Here is a 26559-nt window from a genome sequence, read left to right as displayed (position 1 = left end):
GGGCCCCCTCCTCAACCCACCACCTCGACCCGGTAATTCTCGATCACCGTATTGGCCAAGAGCTTGTCGGCGGCGTCCTTCAACGCCGCCTCCGCCTTCGCCTTGTCGCCGCCGGCGAGCTCGATGTCGAACACCTTGCCCTGGCGGACGCTGGCGACGCCATCGATGCCGAGCGATTTCAGTGCTCCCTCGATAGCCTTGCCCTGCGGGTCCAGAATGCCGTTCTTCAGCGTGACTGTGACACGTGCCTTCATCGCGCTCAGCCCTTCACCAGCACCGGGCCGGCGCCGGCCGGACGCTCATTCTCGCCCAGGATGCCGAGCCGCTTGGCGACTTCGGTGTAGGCTTCGAGTACGCCACCGAGATCGCGGCGGAAACGGTCCTTGTCGAGCTTTTCGTTCGACTTGATGTCCCACAGACGGCAGGAGTCCGGGGAGATCTCGTCGGCGACGATGATGCGCATCATCTCGTTTTCGAAGAGACGGCCGCACTCCATCTTGAAATCGACCAGGCGGATGCCGATGCCGAGAAACAGTCCGGTCAGGAAATCATTGACCCGGATGGCCAGCGCCATGATGTCGTCGATCTCCTGGGGCGTGGCCCAGCCGAACGCGGTGATGTGCTCTTCCGAGACCATCGGGTCGTTGAGCTGGTCGTTCTTGTAGTAGAATTCGATGATCGAGCGGGGCAGCTGGGTGCCCTCCTCGATGCCGAGGCGCTGCGACAGCGAGCCGGCGGCGACATTGCGCACCACCACCTCGAGCGGCACGATCTCGACCTCGCGAATGAGCTGCTCGCGCATGTTGAGACGGCGGATGAAGTGGGTCGGCACCCCGATGTCATTCAGATGCTGGAAAAGAAACTCCGAAATCCGGTTGTTGAGGACGCCCTTGCCCTCGATCACCTGGTGTTTCTTGGCATTGAATGCGGTGGCGTCGTCCTTGAAGTGCTGAATCAGGGTGCCGGGTTCCGGTCCTTCATAGAGGACCTTGGCCTTGCCTTCGTAGATGCGACGCCGACGGCTCATTGGGATGTACCGTGTGTTGTTGAAGTCCATGGATGGGATAGGCTCCGTTTGAAACATGACCCACGGCGGAGCTGCCGCGAGAACCGGAACTCGGGAAACAGAACGAGAACTGGACCTGTTGGCAACCTAGCTGATTGGCCCCCCCGATACAATCGACGGAGACCATTTTGAGGCAGTTTTACCGCCCTTCCTGCGACCGATTGCCTGCTGTCTCGGCCACGTGCATCTGGTTAAGGAAACTGGCAAAATCGGCCAGAAACCGACTCTCTTCTCATACCAGCCAACAGGATCGATATCATGACGACTTTCGACGACCGCAAGGACGCCTTTGAGAAGAAGTTCGCTCATGACGCGGACCTGAAGTTCAAGGCGGAATCCCGCCGAAACCGGCTTCTGGGCCTCTGGGCCGCCGAAAAGCTCGGCAAAACCGGCGATGAGGCCACAGCCTACGCCAAGGAAGTGGTCGCAGCCGACTTCGAGGAAGCCGGCGACGAGGACGTGGTGCGCAAGGTTGCCAAGGATCTGGCCGGCAAAGGCGTCACCGACCAGGCGATTCGCGAGAAGATGCTGGAGTTGCTCGCCGTCGCCGTGGAGCAGATCAAGGCCGGCTGACCCCGTCCGGCCAACTCCCGGCCCCTTTGATTGGCTCCCCGCAGCCCGCCCGCGATCAACTCCGCGTGCGGGCCGCTTTTTCAACGTCCCTGAGGACGCGAACCGTGTTCCGCCCGGCCAGCTTGGCGAGGGCATCCTCGCCCCAGCCGCGCAGGGTCAGTTCCGCAAACAGAAACGGAAACGTGCTGGCATCTTCCAGCCCGGGCGGCGTCGGGCCGCCGTAGAAATCCGAACCGATGCCGATGTGGTCGATGCCGACGATGTTGGTCATGTATTCGATGTGGTCGGCCAGCACGGAGGCCCCATCCCGCTCCCAGCCACTCCGCGAGAGCGTGTCAGCCGCGATGCCCTCGCCCTGCGAGAGATCGTGGCGCGACTTACCGAACTGGTCCTGATACGGCCGCACCGCCTGCAGGGTCTGCTGCCGCATGAAGATCGGCACGAACGTTGCCATCACGATACCGCCATTGGCGGGCAAGCGCTTCAGCAGATCGTCGGGCGCATTGCGTGGGTGATCGCACAGCGCAAATGCATTCGAATGCGTCAACGCCATCGGTGCCGTCGACACGTCAAGCACGTCATGCGCCGATTTCGGTGAGGCGTGGCTGCAATCGATCAGCACCCCGAGCCGATTGAGCTCGGCGATCACTGAACGTCCGAAATCCGTCAGTCCGTCATGGCGGGGCGCGTCGGTGGCGCTGTCGATCCAGTCCAGTGTCTCGTTGTGGCAGAGCGTCATGATGCGCATGCCCAGGGCATGCCACATGCGCAGCGGCGCCAGACTGCCCTCAAGACCCACACCGCCTTCGACCGACATGATGGAGCCGATCTTGCCGCGGCGGCGCGCGACCGCCAGATCCGCGACGCGACGCACCGGATGAAACACATCGGCATGCAGCTCTTCGATCCGGCGAATGACATCGATCTGCTCCAGCGTCACGGTCGCCGGATGCGGGATCGCGGTCGGCAGATACGCGGCCAGCACCTGCGCGCCGACGCCACCCTTGCGCAGCTTCGGAATGTCGGTGTCCGCATCGTTGTGCGCCTTGTCGAGGCGGAATTTGGCAACATCGCCACGCGCGATCTTGTCGTTACGGATCACCCACGGCAGGTCGTTGTGGCCGTCGATCAGCAGATGACGCTTGAGAAACTCGCGCGCACGAAGCGTGGCGGTGCGGCGGCTGATGGCTTTGGGCATGGCGAATCCTTGGATCGTCTCCCGAGATTGCCATCCATGGCGTCTCGCCGCCACCAGCCCGACGACGCTGCTGACAGAAACTGTCGCGATCACCGGCTATGGGGTTTCCATCAACCCAGGAAGCCCGCTATGCCCAAGTTCAACTTCGTGATGCTCTATGTGACCGATCCACTGGCCAGCGCCGAATTCTACAGCAAGCTCCTGGGCCGGCCGCCGGTGGAGGCATCCGCCACCTTCGCCATGCTGAACCTCCATGACGACGTCATGCTCGGGCTGTGGCTGCGGAAAGATGTGCAACCGCGCCCCGTCGCTTCGCCGGGCGGCAGCGAGATCGCGTTCGTCGTGGCGGACGCGGACGCAGTCCGCGCCACCCACCGCAAATGGACAGAACAGCGACTGGGGATCGTCCAGCCGCCGACCGAGATGGATTTCGGCCACACCTTCGTGGCGCTCGATCCGGACGGCAACCGCATCAGGGTGTACGCGCCCCATACGGCGACAGCAGCGCCACGCGAAGCTTCAGCGCTCGAGAAAGTCTAGCTGCGGCTTGTTCGGAATGTCCCGGACAGACAGCGCGTCGCCGACGAACAGCACCTTTTCGTCGGCGGCGCGGTAGCGCGGCCACACGGGCAGCCCGTTGGCATTGGGATTCCCGGTGGCCGCGAAATTCACCCAGTATAACGACAGCTGCCGGGACAGCTTGCGATCGTCATCCGACCAGTCGCGAGTTTTGCCGAGCGCGTTCAACACATCGAGATTGCCGAAGGCGTAGGCCATTTCCGCGCCGTGATAGGCGCCGAAGCTGACCGCATCCGCCTGCTGCTGGAAGCCGATCCCCTTCACGAACGGCTGCGGCCGCGCGAAGTGATACATGAATACCGGCGCTGCGCCGGATTGCGCCTTCGCCCACGCCCGCACCGGCCCCGCGAACACGCGGTCACGGAACAACTGATAGCTCGAGGTCGCCGCCTCGGTGTCGTCTGTGGCCGGATACAGCGCGAGCAGTTCGCCTGCCCTCTCGCCATAAGTCTTCACCGCATCGTTGCGGAAATCCTCCGCCCTGCGCACCACCGGATAGACGGTCGCCTCGTTCGCATTGGCGCCAACCAGGATCGGAATCGCCATCTGGGCACCGGACTTGAAGATCTCGCTGGGCTGACGCGGCAGGAATACGCCATCGATGATCGGCCGCGACGTGTTGCCGGTCGTGACAATCACATCACCGCCAAGGTTTCGCATGTCGGTGATCGAGGGAGCCTTGAGTTTTTCAGCCAGCGCGACACCGGCGGTCTCGGCCGCCGCGCGGTCCAGCATGCGCTCGCCGGTGCCGAAGGCGCCGCTTTCCCCGATGGCCTTCTGGAACAGGCCCTTGGCCTTCGGCGACGCCATCAGCAACGAGATCGCCGCGGCGCCGGCGGACTGGCCGTACAGCGTTACATTCTGCGGATCGCCGCCGAACCGGGCGACGTTGGCCTTCACCCATTGCAGCGCCGCGACCATGTCCTTCAGGCCATAGTTGCCGGACGTGCCATCGGGCGATTCCTTCGCAAGCTCCGGATGGCTGAGAAAGCCCAGGGTGCCGACACGGTAATTGAACGACACGACGACCACGCCCTTGCGCGCCAGTCCGTCACCGGAATAAAGCGGCAACGACGCCGAGCCGATGGTCCAGCCGCCGCCATAGATGAAGACCATGACCGGTTTCTTCGGCTCGCCCGCGCGCGGCGCCCAGATGTTCAGATAGAGGCAGTCCTCACTGCTCGCTTCCTCACCGAGATAGAAGACCGAGTTCTTCGGTCGCAGCGACTGCAGGCACATCGGCGAAAACCGATCGGCGATCCTGGTGCCGCTCCAGGGCACGGCCGGCTGCGGATCCCGCCATCGAAGATTGCGCACCGGAGGCGCGGCAAACGGAATACCCCTGAAGACGTTCAAATCGGTTTCCGCGACGCCGACAACCTTGCCGCCGGTCGTGGCCACCGGCTTGGTCAGTTGCGGATCCGATCCGGAGAAGGCGGTTGTCATCGACGCGCACAGAAGCGCCGCAACAAGAAAAATTCTGCCCACCATTCCATCCCATTGTTGGTTTTTGCTTGCCTGGAGCAGATCGCAGGAGGTCCGCAGTGTCAAATACCACGGTGTTAGCCTTCCGAAACATCATGTTAAGACTTGGATAGGAACGCGACCGTTCGCAGCCGACAATAAATCTCCATCGCAGTCGAACCTGCTGGTCCGAACCTCCGACAACCTTCTCAGGACTGTTGATATCAACAGCCGGCGAGGGATGATCGATGTCCTCACTCGATAGTAAAGTGCTGCAGGTGCTCAACGGCCCGACGGTCGCGCGCATTCGGTTCCGATTTCCCATCGCCGGCAGCCACGTCACGATCGCACCGCAAACCTTCCACCACGTCGCACGCGCCATCCAGTCCGGCCGCGTCATCGTCCGGCGCCCGACCGATCTCGCGGCCGGCGTGGCCGCGCAATACAACGACGTCGCCCGAACCCGTGCGAACGGCACCGTGGTTCGCGCCAACACAATTGAAGTTGCCTCCGCGTTGGGTCGACTGGACGAGGCGAACATCGTGCATGAGAGCCTGCATGCGGCGTATGATCTGCTCCGCACCGGCCTCGATGGCAACGCGGAAGAAGCCTCGGCCTATGTCTGCACTGCACTCTATTGCCGAATGACCGGCCTGCCTCGTCCAAGGTGGGCCAACGGCCAGATCTTCGCCAATGCCGAACTGACGGCCCGCACGCTGCTCAGCCAATACCAGCGGGGCGATCCCGGAATTCCCTGGGTCGGCAATGCCGAATGGCGGATGCTTCGCGCGGGCGTGGGCCTGCATCCCATCTATGCCACCGGGGGTGGTCCCGCCGGCATTGTGACCGGCTGGCTGCTAGGCCAACAATACACCCACGACGGCTGACCGGCGGCGCCCAACACACGCCTCCGCTTCGCTCACACCTCGGGCGTTGCTGCGGCGGCGAGCTGGTCCAGAGCCGCCGCGAGGTTGCTTTCGACGTCGGTCGCGGCCAGCACCATCACCCGATAATTGCGCTGTTCGAGCCAGGACTTGCGCGCCGCGCGATCCGCTGCGATGGCCTGCGTTTCATCCGCATTGAGCAGTTCGACGGCCACGCGCTGGGTGAACGAGACGAAATCCGGGATATGACGGCCGACGGGTGTCTGCCGCTTGAAGTTGCCGGCGAAGCGGCGATCGGACCGCAGCGCGTCCCACAGCAAACGCTCGGCATCGGTGGGATTTCGCCGCAGCAATCGCGCCAGACCCCGCACCGAACCGCCATCGTCGGACGGCTTGCCGGCGCCGCCCTGCTCCGCCAGCAGCGCGCGCAGGCGCGTCGCCTGGGCGCCATCGAGCACACCGCCCTTGGCCGGGCCCTTGCGGCCCTCGGCGATCGCCATCACCACGCCGTGCAGGGTGTGCATGTCCTGTTTGGTCGGCTCCATCCGGGTGAAAATGTTGCGCAGGTTCACCAGCATCGTGTCGCGCTTTTCCGGCGGGCGCAAAAATTCCACCTTGTCGAGCTCAGTGACCAGATTGTCGAAGAACGACGCGACCTGCTCCTTGCCGGCGCGCGGGCTGCGCTCCGGCATGGCGTTCGGCAGCACGCCGCCGGCCGCGTGCTTGAACCACTCATAGCCGACCAGCAGCACTGCCTGGGCAAGGTTGAGTGAAGCAAACGCCGGGTTGACCGGAAAGGTGATGATACGGTCGGCAAGCCCGACCTCTTCCGCCTGCAAGCCGTAACGTTCCCGGCCGAACAGGATGCCAGCACCGCCGCCACCCGCGATGTGCGCAACGATCTCGCTAGCTGCGATATCCGGTCCGACCACGGGCTTGGCCTGGTCGTGCGGCCGTGCCGTGGTCGCAAACAGCAAATTGAGGTCGGCCACCGCGGCCTGGACGGTGTCGAACAGCTCGACAGTGTCGATGATGTGGTCGGCCCCCGCCGCCGCGCGCGTGGCATGCAGGTTCGGCCAGCCGTCGCGCGGATTGACGATGCGCAGCCGCGTCAGCCCAAAATTGCCCATGGCGCGCGCGGCCATGCCGATGTTCTCGCCAAGCTGCGGCTCGACAAGAATGACGACGGGACCGGGCAGGTCCGCAGCAGTTTTGGTTCTGTCCGTTCCGGACATCGCGTTTTCCTGATTCTGAGGCTCGGTGGGCCGTTTCAATGGCCGAGGCCGCCTCGATTGCGCTTTTTGGAGAATTTCTCAAGCAAATAATAGGGTTAGGCGAGCGCCTTGAATCTCTTGCACAATCTCAACTGGGGCACGGCCTACGCCCCATTGCGCGCGAATGAGTTTCGGATACGGTTGGAATCACAATTAAAACGAATAAGCGCCTCGCCGGCGCGCGGGAGGATGGGAATGCGCGCACGATGGTCCTGGGCAATTGCCGGTGTGTTGCTGATTGTCATAGGTGGCCTGATCGCCCACCTCACCCAGACTTCCGGTGGCATCCGCATCCAGGACGTTCGCTTCAAGGGCGCCAAGGGCAACACCATGAGCGCCCTGCTCTATGTTCCGCCCGGCGCCACGGCTGAGAAGCCTGCTCCCGGCATTCTCGCCGTGCACGGCTACATCAATTCGCGAGAGACCCAGGACGGTTTCGCCATCGAGTTTGCCCGTCGCGGCTATGTGGTGGTGGCGCTCGACCAGACCGGCCATGGCTACAGCGATCCTCCGGCGTTCGCCAACGGGTTCGGCGGCCCCGACGGCCTCGCTTACCTGCGCAGCCTTCCGTTCGTCGACAAAGCCAATATCGGTCTTGAAGGCCATTCCATGGGCGGCTGGACCATCCTTGCCGCAGCAGTCGCCATGCCCGGCGACTACAAGGCGATGGTGCTGGAAAGCTCGTCCACCGGCGCCCCCTTCGCCGCTGACGGCACGCCGAGCTGGCCGCGCAACACCGCGCTGGTGTTCGCGCAATACGAAGAATTCTCGACGTTGATGTGGGGCGTCGATCGCGCCAAGGACGTGACCCAAAGCCCGAAACTCTGGGCGATGTTCGGCACCACCGGGGCCGTGGAGCCGGGCAAGGTCTATGGCGACATCGCGCAGGGCACCGCGCGGGTGCTCTACACGCCGGCGATCACCCACCCGGCCGAGCATATTTCCCATGAAGCGATCGGTTACAGTCTCGACTGGTTCGCGAAAACCCTGCAGGGCGGCACGCCGCTGCCGGCGGACAACCAGATCTGGTTCCGCAAGGAAATCGGCACGCTGATCGCCCTGATTGGTTTCGTCGTGTTGCTGATGGGCGCGTTTGACGTGTTCATCGGCATGCCCGCGTTCTCAAGGCTCGCTTTGCCGCAGCCGGTGGACGGCCCCCAACCGACGGCGACGGTGGATACCACCGCCGGCCGCTGGTGGACTGCGTTCTGGCTCTCAGCCCTGATCCCGGCCCTGACTTATTATCCGGCGTTTGCCCTCGCCGGCACGTTCGTGAAGCCGTCCGGCTATTACCCGCAAGGCATCACCAACCAGGTCGTGGTCTGGGCCCTGATCAATGCCCTCATCACGCTGGCGCTGATGCCGTTCGCGCCCAAACGCGCCAGCCGCCGCAGCGGCATCATCGTTCCCTCGATCCTGATCGCCATTGCAACGGCTGCAATCGGCTATCTGGCGCTCTGGCTTGCCGATCTCGCCTTCACAATCGACTTCCGGTTCTGGATCGTGGCGCTCAAGCTGATGAGCGCCAAACAGTGGCTGATGTTCCTGATCTACCTGCCGCCGTTCACGGTGTTTTTCGTGATCGCGCTGCATGTCCTGCACCGCAATTTCAGCCGCCCAGGCGCCGGGTGCCTCCGGCTGATCCTGACCAACGCGCTGGCGCTATCGGCAGGCTTCATCGTCCTGGTGGGGCTGCAATACGGCACGCTGTGGCTTACCGGAAAGCTGTTCAACCCGCTGCCCGATCCCGGCTTCGTGCCGCTCTCCACCATTGTCGCGATCCAGTTCGTGCCGCTATTGGCGGCTGTCGGCGTGCTGGCGACCCACACCTGGCGGCGGACCGGATCGAGCCTGCCCGGCGCGCTGATCTGCGCCCTGGTGGTGACCTGGTACGTGGTGGCAGGAACAGCGACCCAGGCAGTGTTTTGAAGCCGGCGGCTAATTGCGCCGGATCGCCGCTGTCAAAAGTCCGGCCCCGATAAGACACGATCCAGCCATGCGATCGATCCAGCGGGCAAACCGCGATCGCATGACAGCCGCGCCGCACCGGCTTGCGGCGGTGCTGTAGGCCAGCAGAGCCAGGAACTCCAGCACGACGCTGGTAACGCCAAGAATGACGATTTGCGACACGATCGGTCCGGCCGGATCGATGAATTGTGGAAGAAGCGCCAAAAAAAACAGCAGCGCCTTTGGATTGGCAAGCTGCAATGCGACGCCGTTGGCAAACACACGCGACAGTTGGGTGCGCCGTGCCGGACTGACCGAGAATGACGAGGAGCGCCCGCGAAACGTCGCAACACCCAGCCAGATCAGGTAGGCCGCGCCGAACCATTTGATCAGCAGGAACATCTCATGCGAGGCCGCAATCAGCGCGCCCAGGCTGGAGGCCGATAGCGCGAAATAAAACGCGTTGCCGGCGAGAACGCCGAGCGTCGCCGACACTCCGGCCGGCGCGCCGCGGGTCAGCGCCTGCGACATCACCAGGAGGACCGCCGGACCCGGCGTGATGCACAGCAGGCCCTCGGTCGCGACGAACACCAGCCAAAGCTGCCAGGTCATGCCCTGCCCTCCACCGGAGCCCATGATACCACCACACACTCGCATGAGATCTGGGATCTTCTCCGACACCTCCGGAGAGCTGCGAAATGTGCAGGGGCCGCCTGCATATGAGCATTTTGAGCCTCTAAAATCGGCTGAAAGTCGCCCCCCGCCCAGCTTCCGCCGGCCGGATTGCAGTGCTATAGCCCGGCGGTAAACCCCCAACGCCCTACCGAAGAAGGCCCGATCCCCCATGGCGAAAATCAAGGTGACCAACCCCGTCGTCGAACTCGATGGCGACGAGATGACCCGGATCATCTGGCAATACATCAAGGACAAGCTGATCCTGCCGTTCCTGGATGTGAACCTGATGTATTTCGACCTGGGCATGGAGCACCGCGACGCCACCGATGACAAGGTCACCGTGGAGGCTGCCAACGCCATCAAGCAGGTCGGCGTCGGCGTGAAATGTGCCACCATCACCCCCGACGAAGCCCGCGTCGAAGAATTCAAGCTCAAGAACATGTGGAAGTCGCCGAACGGCACCATCCGCAACATTCTCGGCGGCGTGATCTTCCGCGAGCCGATCATCTGCAAGAACGTGCCGCGCCTGGTGCCGGGCTGGACCAAGCCGATCATCATCGGCCGGCACGCCTATGGCGACCAGTACCGCGCCACCGATATCAAGTTCCCGGGCAAAGGCACGCTGTCGATGAAGTTTGTCGGCGAAGACGGTACCGTGATCGAGCGTGAGGTGTTCAAGACCCCGGGCTCCGGCGTCGCCATGAGCATGTACAACCTTGACGACAGCATCAAGGATTTCGCGCGCGCCTCGCTGAACTACGGCCTGATCCGCAACTATCCGGTGTATCTGTCGACCAAGAACACCATCCTGAAAGTCTATGACGGACGCTTCAAAGATATCTTCCAGGAGATCTACGACAGCGAGTTCAAGACCCAGTTCGAAGCCAAGCACCTCACCTACGAACACCGCCTGATCGACGACATGGTGGCCTCGGCGCTGAAGTGGTCGGGCGGCTACGTCTGGGCCTGCAAAAACTATGACGGCGACGTGCAGTCCGACACCGTGGCGCAGGGCTACGGCTCGCTCGGCCTGATGACCTCGGTGCTGATGACGCCCGACGGCAACACCGTGGAAGCCGAAGCCGCCCACGGCACCGTGACCCGCCACTATCGCGAGCACCAGAAGGGCAAGGAGACATCGACCAACTCCATCGCCTCGATCTTCGCCTGGACCCAGGGCCTGTCGCATCGCGCCAAGCTCGACAACAACGAAGCGCTGGCTGTGTTCGCCAAGACGCTGGAGAAGGTGTGCGTCGACACCGTCGAAGCCGGCTTCATGACCAAGGACCTCGCGCTCCTGGTCGGCGCCGAGCAGCGCTGGCTCTCCACCACCGGCTTCCTGGACAAGGTCGCCGAGAACCTGACCGCGGCGCTGGCGAAAGCCTGATCAGCAAGGCGCTGATCACAGCGTCTCCCACGAACGACGGAGGCCGGTTCGCAATCATCATGATTGCGAACCGGAGTCATCGGATCTGTTGAACCGATGCGGGCACGCGCACGTCTCACCCCCAAGGTCTTTACCTTGGCGGTCATCTCTCTGGAGCGCGCATCTCATGACATCCATCAAACAACTCGCTTTGACATCGATCGCCCTGGTCGGCTTCGTCGCGAACGCCACCGCGGCCGATACGCCAATGCCCGACGCCGTCGCAGCACCCGGATACGTCGCGGCGCTGACGCTGCATGCGGAGGGCGCGCAGGTCTATGAATGCAAGGCGGATGCATCCGGCAAACTGGGCTGGACATTCCGCGAGCCGATCGCGACGCTTCTCACGGACGGCAAGACGGTCGGGCGGCACTATGCCGGACCGAACTGGGAATACAGCGACGGCAGCGCCGTGGCCGGCAAGGCCATCGGCAATGCGCCGGGCACAACGGCGCAGGACATTCCCTGGCTGAAGCTTGAGGTGATGGCGCAGCGCGGCAGCGGCACACTCAATGGCATTGCGCTGGTGCAGCGCATCAACACCAAGGGCGGCAAGGCCGACGGCGCCTGCACCACCGCCGGCGCGTTCCTGAGCGTGCCGTATGCGGCGGACTATGTGTTCCTGCGCAAGAGCTGAGAACAACCGAGCCTGAACAGGGCCTCAGGCCGCCGATGATCCGGCCGTGACAACCGGCGCGGCCGGCAGGGCAATGTGCTCGATCATCGCCCGGGCGATTTCCTGCTCGCCCATGATCACTGCATTGGCGCCGTGGCGCTGCAGATGCGTGATCTCCTGCTCCGAATGCGCCCGCGCGATGATCGCAAGTCCTGGCGCGACGGCGCGCGCCTTGGCCACGATCTGACCGCCCTCGAAGGCGTCGGGGATCGCCACCAGCAGCGCGCGGGCACCAGTAACATTGGCCGCCTCCAGCATGCCGGGCGCCGCCGCATTGCCGGTGATCACCTCGACACCGCCGCCGCGCAGCCGCTCGACCGCACCAGCATCGTCCTCGATCACCAGGAACGACCGGTCGTCCCGGCGCAGCGCCGCGCTGACCACACTGCCGACCCGGCCGTGACCGACCAGCACGACATGATCGCGCAGCTGGCTGATGGGCAGCGGCTCGCTCGCAGCCTCGGGCGCGGCGGCGGCCGTCGTGCTTGTCACAGTCTTGCCTGTCGCAGTCTTGCCCGCCACCGGCTTGCCATGGGCAGCGAGCACACGATCGAGGATGGCGAAAAACACCGGGTTCAGCAGGATCGAGACGATCGCGCCGGCCAGCACCAGATCCCGCCCTTCCGCCGGCAGCAGCGCCAGGCTGACGCCGAGGCCGGTGAGAATGAACGAGAACTCGCCGATCTGCGCCAGGCTCGCCGAAATCGTCAGCGCGGTCGAGTTCGGATGGCCGAACATCCGCACGATCAGGAACGCGGCAACGGATTTGCCCGCGGTGATGATCAACACCGTCACCAAAAGCTCCAGTGGCTCCCGCACCGCAATGGCCGGATCGACCAGCATGCCGACGGACACGAAGAACAGCACTGCGAAGGCGTCGCGCAGCGGCAACGTTTCTTGCGCCGCACGGTGGCTGAGCTCGGATTCGCTGAGGATCATGCCGGCGAAAAACGCGCCGAGCGCAAACGAGACGTCGAACAGCACCGCGGCGCCGAACGCCACGCCGAGCGAAATCGCAAACACCGCAAGACGAAACAGCTCGCGCGAGCCGGTGTGGGCGACATAATGCAGCGTCCACGGAATGACCCGCCGGCCGACCACCAGCATGAACACCACGAATGCCGCGACCTTGCCGAGCGTCACCGTCAGCGGCCAGATCAGCGCCGACAGGTCCGCGGCCGAGGCCGCCTCGCCTTTCAGGATTCCAGCGAGCGGCGGCAGCAGCACCAGTGTCAGCACCATCGCGACGTCCTCGACGATGAGCCAGCCGACCGCGATGCGGCCGCGCTCGGTGTCGATCAGCCGCCGCTCCTGCAGCGCGCGCAGCAACACCACCGTGCTGGCCACAGACAGCGCGAGCCCGAACACCAGACCACCGCCGACCGACCAGCCCAGCCTCCACGCCAGCCCCATGCCGAGCAGGGTCGCGACCGCGATCTGCACGACAGCGCCGGGGATGGCGATGGCGCGCACCGACAGCAGGTCTTTCAGGGAGAAGTGCAAGCCGACGCCGAACATCAGCAGGATGATGCCGATCTCGGCCAGTTCATTGGCGATGTTCTGGTCCGCGACATAACCCGGCGTGAACGGCCCCATCATGATGCCGGCCAGGAGATAACCAACCAGCGGCGAGATCCTGAAGCGCTGCGCGACCGTGCCGAGAATGAAGGCCAGCACGAGACCGACCACGACGGTCGACATCAGCGGAGTGTTATGATGCATCCGGCATCCTTGAGACGAGCGGGGTTTTCGGGTTTGGCAGCCGCGCCGACCAAGGGTGCGAACAACGATAGCGACAAAACATCGCGTTATGTCGCTGTCACGACAACTGCGCCATGTGTCGCGCTCAAAAGAGCGGCGTTGCGCTTGAAACGTGTAGGCACGTGACAGGTTGGCGCAACGACGCGCGTTCTTCACGCCATCGTGACCATGATCGCCGGCTACCGACCGGTGAGAGCTATTTCGGCGGCAGAGCGACCACTGTCGTGGTGGTACGGCAATCGTGGCACTCGTAGATTCGGAGTCGTCCGTCCGGTTCCAGTGATTCGCTGTACGACAGCCGCATGATCCGGCCGCACGCGGTGCAGAGCATCAGCGGAGCCTCTTCATCGGCACCGAGGCTGGTATTGGCTGCGAATTCCACCGGATTCCCTCCCAGAAACAGGGATCCGCTCGCTGCACGATCGCCAGATCACATCGGCAGTCAGCGTCCCCGGCTCGCTTCGAATCCCACTCCCGGCGAGTCGCAGATAGAAATAGGTCTTTCTGTGTTACGCTGCGCGATCAGAATCGCACCTGATCGGGACTCGCTGCCGCATGCACCGCCTTGTCGGCAAGAACGAAGCGCACTGCGACAACCGCGAAGCCGGCGAGGACAGCTTGCTTGCGGAGGCGGCGGAGCTTCGCGCCCTGCCCGCATTCCCTCAAGCCGTGCATGATTACACCGCCGGCCTCGCTTGTTTTCGTGAATCCCTGCGGCTGTTCAACAAGCTGCTGGCCCAGGAGGCGCGGTTTCGCACCGTGCGTTATCTGCTTTATCTCGATGCCGACCGCGAGCGCTTCGGTCCGGACGGCGGTGCATCCTATGGGCGGCTGCTACAGCTCTGCACGCAACGGCAGGAGATCAGCCCGCGTGTCCTGAAAACCATGCTGGCGCTGTTGACGCTGAGCGGCTTCGTGACGATCCGGCGGGGCAAGACCGATCGCCGCCTCACATTCTATCACCCGACCGAACGCATGATGGGTTTTGCTCGGCAGCGGATCGGCAATGCGGCCGACGCTCTCGACCTGCTGCAACCACAGGTGCAGCGCGCACGAATGTTGCAGGACGACCTGTGCTTCATCCAGCGGACTCTGACCGCGGCCGGACGGGAGCACACCACGGCCACGCCGCCGACCGATCGCATGCCGGAGTTCATCGCATTCTTCGGCGGACGCGAAGGCGCGGCGCCGGTCGTCTTCAGCATCATGCTGGGAGACATGCAGCGAATGCCGACACCGAGCCGGGCCCAGATCGCCGCGCGATTCGGATTGTCCAAGACGCAAGTGTCGAACATCATCACCGAGGGCGCAGGGCTGGGATTTTTTGCCCTGGATCCGGCGGCGGTGCCCACCCCGACACCGCATCTGCGCGACAGCTACCAGCGCTGGATCTCGATCGAGCTGGCCTACCATGCCCGGCACATGCAGCCGGTTTGAGGATCGCTAGCCGCGCGGCAATCGCCGGTAATGATAGCGATGCAACTCGGTCGTCATGCCGAGGCTGCGATAAAGCGCGAGCCCGCCGGTGTTATGGCTTTCAACCTGCAGGCAGGCTCCCGTCGCCTGGTTGAGCTTCGCCCAGTGGAACAACGCTGCCATCAGCCGCCGGCCATAACCTTTGCCGCGCTGCCTTGCCGATGTCACCACGGACTCGCAACACAACAGGTCGCCGTCGAGCACCGCATAGGCCATCGCCACCACCTCGCCGTTCTCGCGCAGCGATGCGAACGCCGCCGGCAGCGCGATCGACTGGATGATATCCTCGTAGATCTCGCTCTGGGCGGGGGTGCGCCCCTGCATGGCATGAATCAGCTTGAGCCAGCTCTCGTCCGCCTCGCTCTGGATCCGCGCGGCGGGATCGCCCTGCATCAGTAGTTCGTCGATCCCACCATAGATCGTGCGACTCTCGCCTTCCGCGGCATAGCCCAACTGTTCGAGTTGGCGATCGATCGCCGGATCGAGCAGCGACGGCAGCCGAATGATCAGCGGCAGATCCTGCGCGCGGAACAGGTTCTCGAAGAACTGCAGGATGGCGCCGTCCATCTCGGCGCCGCCGTGCAGCGGATTGATCGAATTGGCGCGTCGGGTCAGCCCGTCGGCGAACCGCGCCACCCAGCCGTCATGAAAGACGTTGGACAGCGCCGGCCACGCATTGAGGCAGGCGTGTTCGGCGCGCCAGGACAGCGAAGACAGCGCCGACGAAGACAACTCCGTCAGCGCCACATCAGGCTCCGATCGCCGCTTCGATGGCCTTCAGCGCCGCATCGGCCTTGGCGCCGTCGGGACCGCCGGCCTGCGCCATGTCGGGACGGCCACCGCCCCCCTTGCCGCCCAGCGCCTCGGACGCAACCTTGACCAGATCGACGGCGCTGTAGCGCGTGGTGAGATCCGGCGTGACGCCGACCACCACACCGGCCTTGCCGTCTTCCCCGACATTGATGATCGCAACCACGCCGGAGCCGATTTGCTTTTTGCCATCATCGGCCAGGCTCTTGAGATCCTTCATCTCGATGCCCTGCACCGCGCGTCCCAGGAATTTGATGTCCCCGATGGTGCGGATGTCAGTGCCAAGGCTTACACCATTGGCCGCGCCCCCGCCGCCCATGGCAATCTTCTTCTTGGCGTCGGAGAGCTCGCGCTCGAGCTTCTTGCGCTCCTCCATCAGCGCGACGATCCGCGCCGGCATGTCGTCGATGGTGGTGCGCAGTTCGGCAGCCGCCGATTTGGCAAGCCCGATGGTTTCGTTGGCGTGGTGACGCGCCTGGTTACCGGTCAGCGCTTCGATACGGCGAACGCCCGAAGACACCGCACTCTCCCCGGTCACCGAGATCAAACCAATATCGCCAGTGCGCCGCACATGGGTGCCGCCACACAATTCCACCGACCATCCCAGCGCGTTGCCACCGCTCTCGCGCGACAGTTTGCCCATCGACACCACGCGCACTTCGTCGCCGTATTTTTCGCCAAACAGCGCGCGGGCACCGGCCTCGCGCGCATCATCCACCGCCATCAGGCGCGTGGTGACTTCATCGTTTTCGAGCACGACATTATTGGCGATGTCCTCGACGCGGCGGAGTTCATCGGCCGTGATCGGCTTCTGATGCACGAAGTCGAAACGCAGGCGGTCCGGTGCGACCATCGAGCCCTTCTGCGCAATGTGATCGCCGAGCACCTGACGCAGCGCCTCGTGCAGCAGATGCGTCGCCGAGTGGTTGGCGCGGATCGCGGATCGACGACCGTGATCGACGTCGAGCGCCAGCGCCGCGCCTTGTTTTAGTTCGCCCTTCTCGACAGTGCCGAGGTGCACAAACAGGTCGCCGGCGCGCTTCTGCGTGTCGTTGACGCGGAAGGTGACGCCGTCGCCGGTCAGCACGCCGGTGTCGCCGAGCTGACCGCCGGACTCCGCATAGAACGGCGTCTGGTTCAGCACGATGGCGCCGGTGTCGCCGGCCTTGAGGCGATCGACTTCCTTGCCATCCTTCACGAGCGCGGTGACGGCGCCTTCGGCGCTCTCGGTCTCATAGCCGAGAAATTCGGTGGCGCCGAGCTTCTCGCGCAAACCGAACCACACGGTTTCGGTCGCAGCTTCCCCCGACCCCGACCACGACGCGCGCGCCTTGGCCTTCTGCTTCTCCATCGCATCGGTGAAGGAGGCGATATCGACGGAGATGCCGCGGTTGCGAAGCGCATCCTGCGTCAAATCGAGCGGGAAGCCGTAGGTGTCGTAAAGCGTGAAAGCCGTCTCGCCGTCGAACATGTCGCCCTGCTTCAGCGATACGCTCTTGTCGTCGAGGATCGCGAGGCCGCGATCGAGGGTCTTGCGGAAGCGCGTCTCTTCGAGACGGAGCGTCTCTTCGATCAGCGAACGCGCGCGCTGCAATTCCGGATAGGCCTCGCCCATCTCGCGCACCAGCACCGGCACCAGCCTCCACATCAGCGGCTCGCGTGCGCCGAGCAGCTGGCCATGGCGCATGGCGCGGCGCATGATCCGGCGCAGCACATAGCCGCGGCCTTCGTTCGACGGCAGCACGCCATCGGCAATCAGGAACGAGGCCGCGCGCAGGTGATCGGCAATCACCCGCAGTGACGCCTTCATCGGTCCCTGCGGATCGGCGCCGGTGAGATCGGCAATCGTGCGGATCAGCGCAACAAACAGGTCGATGTCGTAATTGTCGTGCTTGCCCTGCAGCACGGCCGCGACGCGCTCGAGGCCCATGCCGGTGTCGATGGACGGCCTCGGCAGCGGGACGCGATTGCCTGGCGTGATCTGCTCGAACTGCATGAACACCAGGTTCCAGATCTCGATGAAGCGATCGCCATCCTCATCCGGTGAACCGGGAGGGCCGCCGGGGATGTGGTCGCCGTGATCGTAGAAGATTTCCGAACACGGGCCGCACGGACCGGTGTCGCCCATCTGCCAGAAATTGTCCGAGGTCGGGATGCGGATGATCTTCGATTCCGGCAGGCCGGCAATCCTCTTCCAGAGCCCAAACGCCTCGTCGTCCTCGGAATAGACGGTGACCAGCAGGCGATCCTTCGCCAGCCCGTAATCCTTGGTGATCAGATTCCAGGCGAGCTCGATGGCGCGATCCTTGAAGTAATCGCCGAACGAGAAGTTGCCGAGCATCTCGAAGAAGGTGTGATGGCGCGCGGTATAGCCGACATTGTCGAGGTCGTTATGCTTGCCGCCGGCGCGTACGCATTTCTGCGAGGTGGTGGCGCGCTGGTAGGGGCGCTTTTCAAGCCCCGTGAACACATTCTTGAACTGCACCATGCCCGCATTGGTGAACATCAAGGTGGGGTCGTTGCGCGGAACCAAAGGCGAGGACGGCACGATCTCGTGGCCGTTTTTCGCAAAATAGTTGAGGAACGCAGATCTGATCTCGTTAACGCCGCTCATGTCCGTCCAATCGCATCATCCGGGCTTCTTCAGCATCCGGATACCTGAAATCCACGCCAAAAGCGCGATGTTTGCGGATTTGAGAACCAGTTTTGGCGCAAACTGAAGGTCCGCCCTCGCCCAAACCGCCCTCGTGGAATACCACGGCGATTATGACGCGCGCAGTTTCCCTTGTCCCGACCTGCTTTTACTGGGAGGGCGCCGGACTGTCCAGAAAGTGTGCAACGGACCAACGGGTTAATCAAATCGGACAAGAACCGTTGATAGGCCGATTGGCTGCGTTGACAGCTCCCCCGGCGCGGTGTTTTGTGGCCCTTAGTTTGAGTACATCACGTCGGGAGAGATCGGCCTTGTGCCGGCGCCGAAGGAGCAACCGCCCCGGAAACTCTCAGGCAAACGAACCGCGTGATGGGACGACATCTGGAAAGAGGCGCAGCCGGCCCCGCGTGAGCGGCCCGGAGAGACGCCCGCCGACGGGATAATACTCTCAGGCACAGCGACAGATGGGGCTTCGACGGGTTTTTGAGGAATGGTCCTCGATCGCCGTCCGGAGTCCGCTAATGTCTTCGTCGTCCGTTGAACACCCCCTGAAACGAACTCCGCTTTATGCGCTGCACCTTGCCCGCGGCGGCAAGATGGTGCCGTTCGCCGGCTATGACATGCCGGTTCAGTACGCGCCCGGCGTGCTCAAGGAACACCTGCACACCCGCGCTGCCGCAGGCCTGTTTGACGTCTCCCACATGGGCCAGCTTCGGCTGCGGCCGAAATCCGGCAAACTTGAAGATGCGGCCCGCGCGCTGGAGCGCCTGGTGCCGCAGGACATTGTCGGCATCGCCCTCCATCGCCAGCGTTACGCCCAGTTCACCAACGAGCGGGGTGGCGTCCTCGACGACCTGATGGTGGCGAACTTTGGCGACCATCTGTTCCTGGTGGTCAACGCCGCCTGCAAGGACGACGACGAGGCGCATCTGCGTGCACATCTCTCCGACACGTGTGAGATCGAATCGCTGCCGGACCGCGCGCTAATCGCGCTGCAGGGACCGAAGGCGGCCGACGTGCTGGCGCCGCTGTCGCCTGCCACAGCCGCTTTGCGCTTTATGAACGCCGGCCCGCAACAGGTGATGGGAATCGCGTGTTACGTCTCCCGCTCCGGCTACACCGGCGAGGACGGCTTCGAGATCTCGGTGCCGGCCGACAAGGCCGAGGCCCTGGCCACCGCCCTGCTCGATCACAACGACGTTTTGCCGATCGGCCTTGGCGCCCGCGACAGCCTGCGGCTGGAAGCCGGTCTTTGTCTCTATGGACACGAACTCGATGTGGCGACCACGCCGGTGGAGGCCGCGCTGGAATGGTCGATCCAGAAAGCGCGTCGCACCGGTGGGGCACGCGCCGGCGGATTTCCCGGCGCCGATGTTATTCTGAAACAGCTCGCCCACGGCGCGCCGCGCCGTCGCGTCGGCTTGCTCGCTGACGGACGCGCGCCGGTGCGCGAAGGTGCCCAGCTGTTCGTGGAACAGGACGACCCGGCCGCGGCCGGCTACGTCTCGTCCGGCGGTTTCGGCCCCAGCAAGATCGCACCGGTGGCCATGGGCTACCTGCCCGCGGCGTTTGCCACTGAAGGCACCACCGTGTTCGCCGACGTCCGCGGGCAGCGGCTGCCAATGCGGGTCGCGCCGATGCCATTCATCACCAACACCTATAAACGCTAGAAACGCTGAGGTTCTGTCATGACCACTCTTTTCACATCAGACCATGAATGGCTGAAGATCGACGGCGACGTCGCCACCGTCGGCATCACCGACTACGCGCAAACCCAGCTGGGTGACGTGGTGTTTGTCGAACTTCCGAAAGTCGGCAAACAGCTGAAGAAGGCCGACGCTGCCGCGGTGGTCGAATCGGTAAAGGCCGCCTCCGACGTCTATGCGCCGATCACCGGCGAGATCGTTGCGATCAATGACGCACTCGCCGCCGAGCCGTCCCTGGTCAATTCCGATCCGGGCGAAGGCGCCTGGTTCTTCAAGATCAAGATCGCAGACAAGTCCGAACTGGACGGCCTGATGGATGAGGCCGCCTACAAGGCGCACACGGCTTAAAGCTTTTCGAGAGGACGATCATGACCGCGCATCGCAAACTGTCGAACGAGGCCGCCACCACCTTCGCACGCCGCCACATTGGTCCGTCGCCACGCGACATCGAGGCGATGCTGGACACCGTGGGCGCAAAAAGCCTTCAGGTGCTGATGAGCGAGACCCTGCCGGCCTCAATCCGTCAGCAGAGGCCGCTCGATTGCGGCAAAGCGCTGAGCGAGAGCGAGGCGCTGGCGCACATGAGCGAGATCGCGGGCCAGAACAGCATGGTCACCTCGCTGATCGGCCAGGGCTATTCCGGCACGCTGCTGCCCGCGGTGATCCAGCGCAACATCCTGGAGAATCCGGCCTGGTACACCGCCTACACGCCCTACCAGCCCGAGATCAGCCAGGGCCGGCTCGAGGCGCTGTTCAACTACCAGACCATGATCTGCGACCTCACCGGCCTCGATGTCGCCAACGCCTCGCTGCTTGACGAGGGCACAGCGGCGGCGGAAGCCATGGCGCTGGCGCACCGCGCGGCGCAGGCGAAGAGCAACACCTTCTTTGTCGACCACGACGCCCATCCGCAGACCATCGCCGTGCTGCGCCAGCGCGCCGAGCCGCTGGGATGGACGGTTGTGGCTGGCGATCCCGCGCGTGACCTCGACAAGACTGACGTGTTCGGCGCGCTGCTGCAATATCCCGGCAGCCATGGCGCGGTCCGGGACCTGCGCCCCACAATCACCGCGTTGCGGGCGAAAGGCGCGCTTACCGTCGTTGCCGCCGACCCGCTGGCGCTGGCGCTGCTCGCTTCACCCGGCGATCTCGGCGCCGACATCGCCATCGGCTCGACGCAGCGCTTCGGCGTCCCCATGGGCTATGGCGGCCCGCACGCCGCCTACATGGCGGTGCGCGAAACGCTGAAGCGCTCGCTGCCCGGCCGCATTGTCGGGCTGTCGATCGATGCCCGCGGCGAGCCGGCCTATCGCCTCGCACTGCAGACCCGCGAGCAGCACATCCGTCGCGAGAAGGCGACCTCGAACATCTGCACCGCGCAAGTGCTGCTGGCGGTGATCGCCTCGATGTACGCGGTCTATCACGGCCCCGAGGGCCTCGCGCACATCGCGCGCACCGTGCATCGGCGCACCGCGGTTTTGGCCGCGGGCCTGAAGAAGCTCGGCATCACGCCCTTGCACGAGAATTATTTCGACACCGTCACGGTTGCCGTCAACGGCCAGCGGCAGGCGATCATTTCGCACGCAGCACACGAAAAGATCAATCTGCGGCTCGACGACACCACGGTGAGCATCGCGCTGGACGAGACCACCACGCCTGCGATCGTGGAGAGCGTCTGGCGCACCTTCGGCGGCAATCTCAGCTATGCCGAGATCGAGGCAGAGGCGCGCGACGCGGTGCCGGCGGAGCTCAAGCGCAGCAGCGCCTACCTCACCCATCCGGTGTTCCATGCGCACCGCTCGGAAACCGAGCTGCTGCGCTACATGCGCAAGCTCGCCGACCGCGATCTCGCGCTCGACCGCGCCATGATCCCGCTGGGCTCATGCACCATGAAGCTGAACGCGACCACTGAGATGATTCCGGTGACATGGCCGGAATTCGGTGCGTTGCATCCGTTCGCGCCACGCGAGCAGGCGGCCGGCTACCATGCGATGTTCAAGCAGCTGGAGCGCTGGCTGATCGACATCACCGGTTATGACGCAATCTCGCTGCAGCCCAATTCCGGCGCCCAGGGCGAATATGCCGGTCTGCTGGCGATCCGCGCCTATCATGCCGCGCGCGGCGACAGCCATCGCACCATCTGCTTGATCCCCTCCTCGGCCCACGGCACCAACCCGGCCTCCGCCAGCATGGTCGGCATGGACGTGGTGGTGGTCGCCTGCGACGCCCGTGGCGACGTCGATGTCGAGGACCTGCGCAAGAAGGCCGAGTTGCACAAAGACAAGCTCGCCGCCGTCATGATCACCTATCCCTCGACCCATGGCGTGTTCGAGGAGCACATCCGCGAGATCTGCGACATCGTCCATGCCAATGGCGGCCAAGTCTATCTCGACGGTGCCAACATGAACGCCCAGGTCGGCCTCGCCCGCCCCGGCGACTACGGCGCCGACGTCAGCCACCTCAACCTGCACAAGACCTTCTGCATCCCGCACGGCGGCGGCGGCCCCGGCATGGGACCGATCGGCGTCAAGGCGCACCTCGCCCCGTTCCTGCCGGGTCATCCGGCGGTTGACGGCGGCAGCGCCACGGTCGGCCCGGTATCGGCAGCCCCCTATGGCTCGGCCTCGATCCTGGTGATTTCGTATCTCTACATCCTGATGATGGGCGGCGACGGCCTGACCCGGGCGACCGAGATCGCGGTGCTCAATGCCAACTACATCGCCAAGCGGCTCGATTCGCATTTCCCGGTGCTGTATCGCAACGCGCGCGGTCGTGTCGCCCATGAGTGCATCATCGATCCGCGCGGGCTGAAGACCACGTCGGGCGTCACCGTCGACGACATCGCCAAGCGGCTGATCGACTATGGCTTCCACGCACCGACCATGAGCTTCCCGGTGCCGGGCACGCTGATGATCGAACCGACCGAATCCGAATCAAAGGCGGAGCTGGATCGCTTCTGCGACGCCATGATCGCGATCCGCCGCGAGATCGCCGAGGTCGAAGCCGGCCGCTTCACCATCGAAGCCTCGCCGCTGCGGCATGCGCCGCACACGGTGCACGACATCGCCGACGACAACTGGAACCGTTCTTATAGCCGCACCGAAGGCTGTTTCCCGGCCGGCTCCTCGCGCACCGATAAATACTGGGCGCCGGTCGGCCGGGTCGACAATGTCTATGGCGATCGCAATCTGGTGTGCTCGTGCCCGCCGGTGGCGGACTATGCCCAAGCGGCGGAGTGAACGGTAAAACGCGAGAATGAACCGACGGGTCCGCGCCAGCGCGCGCCCCGTTGGCTCACTCCCGCGGCGCTCGCCCACGCACGGACCATCAAAGCGAGCGTCAGGACGCGAGCGGCAAAAACACAGCGGGCGCTGACGACATCGGCAACTCAATGTCCTCAACGCCCGTGTGGTGAAACTCAAGTCACAGCGAATTCAACTCAAAGCGAATTCAAGTCACAGCGAACTCGAGCTCCAGAGTCCGGAAGCCCCAAGTCCCAGCCATCACGCCCGGTTCAACCGAGCGTGGCCCATCTCCTGCCAACCGGATTCCACCTTCGTGGTTGCCCCACGAAGCGGCTTCAGGGCATGGACAACGCGCTGAACAATGGTCTTGGGAACGCCCGGAAGATTTAGTCTTCCGCCGGCTCCTCACCGTCGGCATCGCTCTCGGGAGTACCGGCGAGAATCTGCTCGGCGATCAGGCCGGAGCTCTGGCGGATCGCGGCTTCTATCTTCGCCGACATGTCCGGATTGGCTTTCAGGAACGCCTTAGAGTTCTCGCGGCCCTGTCCCAGACGCTGGCTGTCATAGGAGAACCAGGCGCCGGATTTCTCGACGATGCCGGCCTTGACGCCGAGATCGAGGATCTCGCCCATCTTCGACACGCCCTCGCCGTACATGATGTCGAATTCGACCTGCTTGAACGGCGGCGCCAGCTTGTTCTTCACCACCTTGACGCGGGTCTGGTTGCCGACCACTTCCTCGCGCTCCTTGATCGCGCCGATGCGGCGAATGTCGAGGCGCACCGAAGCATAGAACTTCAGCGCATTGCCGCCGGTGGTGGTTTCGGGCGAACCGTACATCACACCGATCTTCATGCGGATCTGGTTGATGAAGATCACCATGGTGTTGGATTTGTTGATCGAGGCGGTCAACTTGCGCAGCGCCTGGCTCATCAAGCGCGCCTGCAGGCCGGGCAGCGCATCGCCCATTTCGCCCTCGAGTTCGGCGCGCGGCACCAGGGCTGCGACCGAGTCCACGATCAGTACATCGATCGCGCCCGAACGCACCAGCGTGTCGGCGATTTCCAGCGCCTGTTCGCCATGATCGGGCTGGGAAATCAGCAGTTCATCGACATTGACCCCGAGCTTGCGGGCATAAACCGGATCGAGGGCGTGCTCGGCATCGATGAAAGCGCAGATGCCGCCCTTCTTCTGGGCCTCGGCGACGCAATGCAAAGCGAGCGTGGTCTTGCCCGAGGATTCCGGTCCATAGATCTCGACCACGCGTCCCTTGGGCAGGCCGCCGACCCCGAGCGCGATGTCCAGCCCCAACGAGCCCGACGAAATCGTCTCGATTTCCATCGACTTGTCGTTCTTGCCGAGCTTCATCACCGAGCCCTTGCCGAACTGGCGTTCGATCTGGGACAGGGCGGCGCTCAAAGCCTTTGATTTGTCCATGGAACTTCCTTCAACGATACGCAAAGCAGCTTGGGACATTGGTCGCGCTCCTTATGGACGGGATTCGGCGGGGGGACAACGAAAGGCTCGGGTCGAAAGCTCCGAGACTCGCTCGGCTGAACTGATGCAACATTCGTACACTATTTGTTCTAAGTTCGCAATATGTTCTTTTTTGAATCCGGGTGCTGGGCTGTTTTGTCCCCTGGTGGCCTGGTTTGATTTCGGGGCGATGGAAGCGGGGCTTGGCTCGCCGGCCCATAGGTCGGCAACATTTGTCCGCAGTCCTATCTCCCAGCCCCGCCGCGCCGAATTAACTAGCAACATCAAACGCAACGGCGCAAAATAAGCTGTCACCGCTTGAATTTGGTGTTCGACGGCGTTCAGCGCGGCCCACGAACCGCGTGTCTCGGTGACATGAAGGATTTTGAGCGGCCGCCAACCCGGGAGGGTCGCAATGACTGGAGCCCTGAATCTGTCGCAGGGGCGGATCGACACAATCTGTCATGCCCTGGGCGATGTGGTCGATTGCCCGACATGCAACACGCCGCGGCGGATGGTCATCAAGAGCATTCATCCGGCGCTGGTCGGACAGGACACGATCACCTATCGCTGCACCAAGTGCGGCACTGAAGAAACCGACACCTTGAAGTGAGGTTTTTCAAGTGACGTTTTGGAAGTGACGTTGCAACAACGCTCCGGACGTTAGGCGTCGACGGGGACCGGAAACAGGCTGTCGATCAACGCTGTTTGCGCTTCGCCTGCCTGTTGCAGGAATTCGGCGATCTCCCACTCATCGAAACCGCTATGCCCGGACGTCTGCCAGTCGTGGCGCACCTGCAAGCGCCTGGTGTCCGCATCGAAGACAAGACTCCATGAGTCCAGATCGGCCGAAGCCGGCCCACGCCAGCTCTGGTGAAATTTGCGATTGATCATCGTCATGGCAGCGCCTCTCATGCTCCGGCTGAGCAACTGTCCGTTCGCACATGTCTCGCCCACGCAACGATAACCGGCCGCGGACGTTTCCGCCAGACAAAGGAGCCTTGTGATGCTGCGCCATGCTCTGGCCTCCGACGTGCCGCAGATCGCCGCGCTCTATCATTCCATCTGGCATGAAACCCACGCCCGCTTCATGCCGGCGGAAGAATGCGAGCGGCGCGACGTGGCGTTCTTTCATGACCGGATGACGGTGCTGCAGCCGACCACGCTGGTCACAGCGCGGGACCGGGCCATCATCGGTTTTGCCGCGTGGCACGACGACGTGCTCAGCCAGATGTTCGTCGCATCGCAATGGCGCGGGTCCGGGCTCGCACTGTGTTTGCTGGCACGCGCGGAACAGGGCATGGCGCGCGCAGGCATCGAACACGCAAAACTGCACTGCGTGGCGGGCAACGATCGCGCGCGCCGGTTTTACGAGCGTCAAGACTGGACGGTTCAGGAGCAATTCGCCCATGCAGTGGCCGGCCAGCCGGATGGCGTCTCGTTCTGGCGGATGGTCAAACGCCTCGGCCTCCCCCGATCGACCGATATACGGCGCAATCATTGGCTGCGATGATCGGTTGAGAAATTTTCACCCTGGTGGAACACAAATCCCTTGTCGGCGCCGCGCCGATGGCCGCAATCTCGGCGCGACGCATGCAAGTGCCACCCTCGACACCGCGCGTGCTGAACCATGTCTCGTTGCCGGGAGACGCATCTCTGGGGGCCGCGAGC

The 26559-nt window shown here is 63.8% G+C and carries 24 protein-coding genes and 1 riboswitch; of the genes, 12 read left to right on the top strand and 12 right to left on the bottom strand.

The features are described 5' to 3' along the window. Positions 1-11: 11 nt before the first annotated feature. The gene (gene purS / locus RS897_RS26235) at positions 12-254 is read right to left on the bottom strand and encodes a phosphoribosylformylglycinamidine synthase subunit PurS (protein ID WP_315831628.1); all 243 of its coding nucleotides are present in this window, start codon (positions 252-254) and stop codon (positions 12-14) included. Between the two features lie 5 nt (positions 255-259). Continuing rightward, positions 260-1027: a phosphoribosylaminoimidazolesuccinocarboxamide synthase gene (gene purC / locus RS897_RS26230; protein ID WP_315831627.1), complete on the bottom strand. Its 768-nt coding sequence runs from the start codon at positions 1025-1027 to the stop codon at positions 260-262. 297 nt (positions 1028-1324) lie between these two features. On the opposite strand from purC, the gene RS897_RS26225 reads away from it, so the two are divergent. After that, positions 1325-1639, top strand: a complete 315-nt coding sequence (locus RS897_RS26225; protein ID WP_315831626.1) for a DUF1476 domain-containing protein — start codon at positions 1325-1327, stop codon at positions 1637-1639. A gap of 55 nt (positions 1640-1694) precedes the next feature. On the opposite strand, the gene RS897_RS26220 is transcribed toward RS897_RS26225, so the two are convergent. Further along, a complete protein-coding gene (locus RS897_RS26220) occupies positions 1695-2837 on the bottom strand; it encodes a dipeptidase (protein ID WP_315831625.1) in 1143 nt (380 codons plus the stop codon). Positions 2838-2966: 129 nt separating this feature from the next. Between RS897_RS26220 and RS897_RS26215 the strand changes: the two genes are divergently transcribed. Further along, complete coding sequence (locus tag RS897_RS26215; RefSeq protein ID WP_315831624.1) at positions 2967-3377, top strand: VOC family protein; 411 nt, start codon at positions 2967-2969, stop codon at positions 3375-3377. Here the strand turns inward: RS897_RS26215 and RS897_RS26210 are convergent. After that, on the bottom strand, positions 3357-4862 hold the full coding sequence (locus RS897_RS26210) for a carboxylesterase/lipase family protein (RefSeq protein WP_315831623.1): 1506 nt from the start codon (positions 4860-4862) through the stop codon (positions 3357-3359). The genes RS897_RS26215 and RS897_RS26210 overlap by 21 nt on opposite strands. A gap of 266 nt (positions 4863-5128) precedes the next feature. On the opposite strand from RS897_RS26210, the gene RS897_RS26205 reads away from it, so the two are divergent. Further along, positions 5129-5767: a hypothetical protein gene (locus RS897_RS26205; protein WP_315831622.1), complete on the top strand. Its 639-nt coding sequence runs from the start codon at positions 5129-5131 to the stop codon at positions 5765-5767. A 32-nt stretch (positions 5768-5799) separates the two neighbouring features. On the opposite strand, the gene RS897_RS26200 is transcribed toward RS897_RS26205, so the two are convergent. Then, positions 5800-6999 carry a TrmJ/YjtD family RNA methyltransferase gene (locus RS897_RS26200; RefSeq protein WP_315831621.1) on the bottom strand — a complete coding sequence of 400 codons (1200 nt, stop codon included), beginning with the start codon at positions 6997-6999 and terminating at the stop codon, positions 5800-5802. A 234-nt stretch (positions 7000-7233) separates the two neighbouring features. Between RS897_RS26200 and RS897_RS26195 the strand changes: the two genes are divergently transcribed. Continuing rightward, on the top strand, positions 7234-8967 hold the full coding sequence (locus RS897_RS26195) for an alpha/beta hydrolase family protein (protein WP_315831620.1): 1734 nt from the start codon (positions 7234-7236) through the stop codon (positions 8965-8967). Between the two features lie 9 nt (positions 8968-8976). On the opposite strand, the gene RS897_RS26190 is transcribed toward RS897_RS26195, so the two are convergent. Beyond that, positions 8977-9597: a LysE family translocator gene (locus tag RS897_RS26190; RefSeq protein ID WP_315831619.1), complete on the bottom strand. Its 621-nt coding sequence runs from the start codon at positions 9595-9597 to the stop codon at positions 8977-8979. A 232-nt stretch (positions 9598-9829) separates the two neighbouring features. Here RS897_RS26190 and RS897_RS26185 point away from each other — a divergent pair, with 232 nt between their 5' ends. Together RS897_RS26185 and RS897_RS26180 are read left to right on the top strand one after the other, a co-directional pair. Beyond that, positions 9830-11047 carry an NADP-dependent isocitrate dehydrogenase gene (locus tag RS897_RS26185; RefSeq protein ID WP_315831618.1) on the top strand — a complete coding sequence of 406 codons (1218 nt, stop codon included), beginning with the start codon at positions 9830-9832 and terminating at the stop codon, positions 11045-11047. 166 nt (positions 11048-11213) lie between these two features. After that, complete coding sequence (locus tag RS897_RS26180; RefSeq protein WP_315831617.1) at positions 11214-11723, top strand: DUF3455 domain-containing protein; 510 nt, start codon at positions 11214-11216, stop codon at positions 11721-11723. Positions 11724-11747: 24 nt separating this feature from the next. On the opposite strand, the gene ybaL is transcribed toward RS897_RS26180, so the two are convergent. Then, complete coding sequence (gene ybaL / locus RS897_RS26175) at positions 11748-13484, bottom strand: YbaL family putative K(+) efflux transporter (protein ID WP_315831616.1); 1737 nt, start codon at positions 13482-13484, stop codon at positions 11748-11750. Between the two features lie 235 nt (positions 13485-13719). Next, the gene (locus RS897_RS26170; RefSeq protein WP_315831615.1) at positions 13720-13905 is read right to left on the bottom strand and encodes a hypothetical protein; all 186 of its coding nucleotides are present in this window, start codon (positions 13903-13905) and stop codon (positions 13720-13722) included. A gap of 173 nt (positions 13906-14078) precedes the next feature. Between RS897_RS26170 and RS897_RS26165 the strand changes: the two genes are divergently transcribed. Next, a complete protein-coding gene (locus RS897_RS26165) occupies positions 14079-14960 on the top strand; it encodes a hypothetical protein (protein WP_315831614.1) in 882 nt (293 codons plus the stop codon). A gap of 6 nt (positions 14961-14966) precedes the next feature. Here the strand turns inward: RS897_RS26165 and RS897_RS26160 are convergent, their stop codons facing one another. Together RS897_RS26160 and alaS are read right to left on the bottom strand one after the other, a co-directional pair. Beyond that, positions 14967-15746: a GNAT family N-acetyltransferase gene (locus tag RS897_RS26160; RefSeq protein WP_315831613.1), complete on the bottom strand. Its 780-nt coding sequence runs from the start codon at positions 15744-15746 to the stop codon at positions 14967-14969. Between the two features lies 1 nt (position 15747). Further along, positions 15748-18423 carry an alanine--tRNA ligase gene (gene alaS, locus RS897_RS26155; RefSeq protein WP_315831612.1) on the bottom strand — a complete coding sequence of 892 codons (2676 nt, stop codon included), beginning with the start codon at positions 18421-18423 and terminating at the stop codon, positions 15748-15750. A 324-nt stretch (positions 18424-18747) separates the two neighbouring features. After that, positions 18748-18837, top strand: a riboswitch (glycine riboswitch). 146 nt (positions 18838-18983) lie between these two features. On the opposite strand from alaS, the gene gcvT reads away from it, so the two are divergent. From gcvT to gcvP, 3 genes are read left to right on the top strand one after another with little or no spacing between them, the layout of a single operon-like run. Further along, positions 18984-20132 (top strand): glycine cleavage system aminomethyltransferase GcvT, encoded by a 1149-nt coding sequence (gene gcvT / locus RS897_RS26150; RefSeq protein ID WP_315831611.1) that lies wholly within the window; start codon positions 18984-18986, stop codon positions 20130-20132. 18 nt (positions 20133-20150) lie between these two features. Further along, the gene (gene gcvH, locus RS897_RS26145) at positions 20151-20516 is read left to right on the top strand and encodes a glycine cleavage system protein GcvH (protein ID WP_315831610.1); all 366 of its coding nucleotides are present in this window, start codon (positions 20151-20153) and stop codon (positions 20514-20516) included. A gap of 20 nt (positions 20517-20536) precedes the next feature. After that, on the top strand, positions 20537-23407 hold the full coding sequence (gene gcvP / locus RS897_RS26140) for an aminomethyl-transferring glycine dehydrogenase (protein WP_315831609.1): 2871 nt from the start codon (positions 20537-20539) through the stop codon (positions 23405-23407). Positions 23408-23799: 392 nt separating this feature from the next. Here gcvP and recA read toward each other — a convergent pair whose 3' ends face one another. Continuing rightward, the gene (gene recA / locus RS897_RS26135) at positions 23800-24888 is read right to left on the bottom strand and encodes a recombinase RecA (protein WP_315831608.1); all 1089 of its coding nucleotides are present in this window, start codon (positions 24886-24888) and stop codon (positions 23800-23802) included. Positions 24889-25303: 415 nt separating this feature from the next. Between recA and RS897_RS26130 the strand changes: the two genes are divergently transcribed. Continuing rightward, positions 25304-25501, top strand: a complete 198-nt coding sequence (locus RS897_RS26130) for a hypothetical protein (protein WP_315831607.1) — start codon at positions 25304-25306, stop codon at positions 25499-25501. Between the two features lie 50 nt (positions 25502-25551). Here RS897_RS26130 and RS897_RS26125 read toward each other — a convergent pair whose 3' ends face one another. Then, positions 25552-25788 (bottom strand): hypothetical protein, encoded by a 237-nt coding sequence (locus RS897_RS26125; protein WP_315831606.1) that lies wholly within the window; start codon positions 25786-25788, stop codon positions 25552-25554. Positions 25789-25894: 106 nt separating this feature from the next. Between RS897_RS26125 and RS897_RS26120 the strand changes: the two genes are divergently transcribed. Next, a complete protein-coding gene (locus RS897_RS26120) occupies positions 25895-26401 on the top strand; it encodes a GNAT family N-acetyltransferase (RefSeq protein ID WP_315831605.1) in 507 nt (168 codons plus the stop codon). Positions 26402-26559: the final 158 nt, after the last annotated feature.

The sequence above is a fragment of the Bradyrhizobium prioriisuperbiae genome (genome assembly GCF_032397745.1).
GTDB classification, from domain to species: Bacteria; Pseudomonadota; Alphaproteobacteria; order Rhizobiales; family Xanthobacteraceae; genus Bradyrhizobium_A; species Bradyrhizobium_A prioriisuperbiae.
Note: the sequence above shows the minus strand (reverse complement) of the source record. Positions and strands in the feature narration are given on the sequence as shown.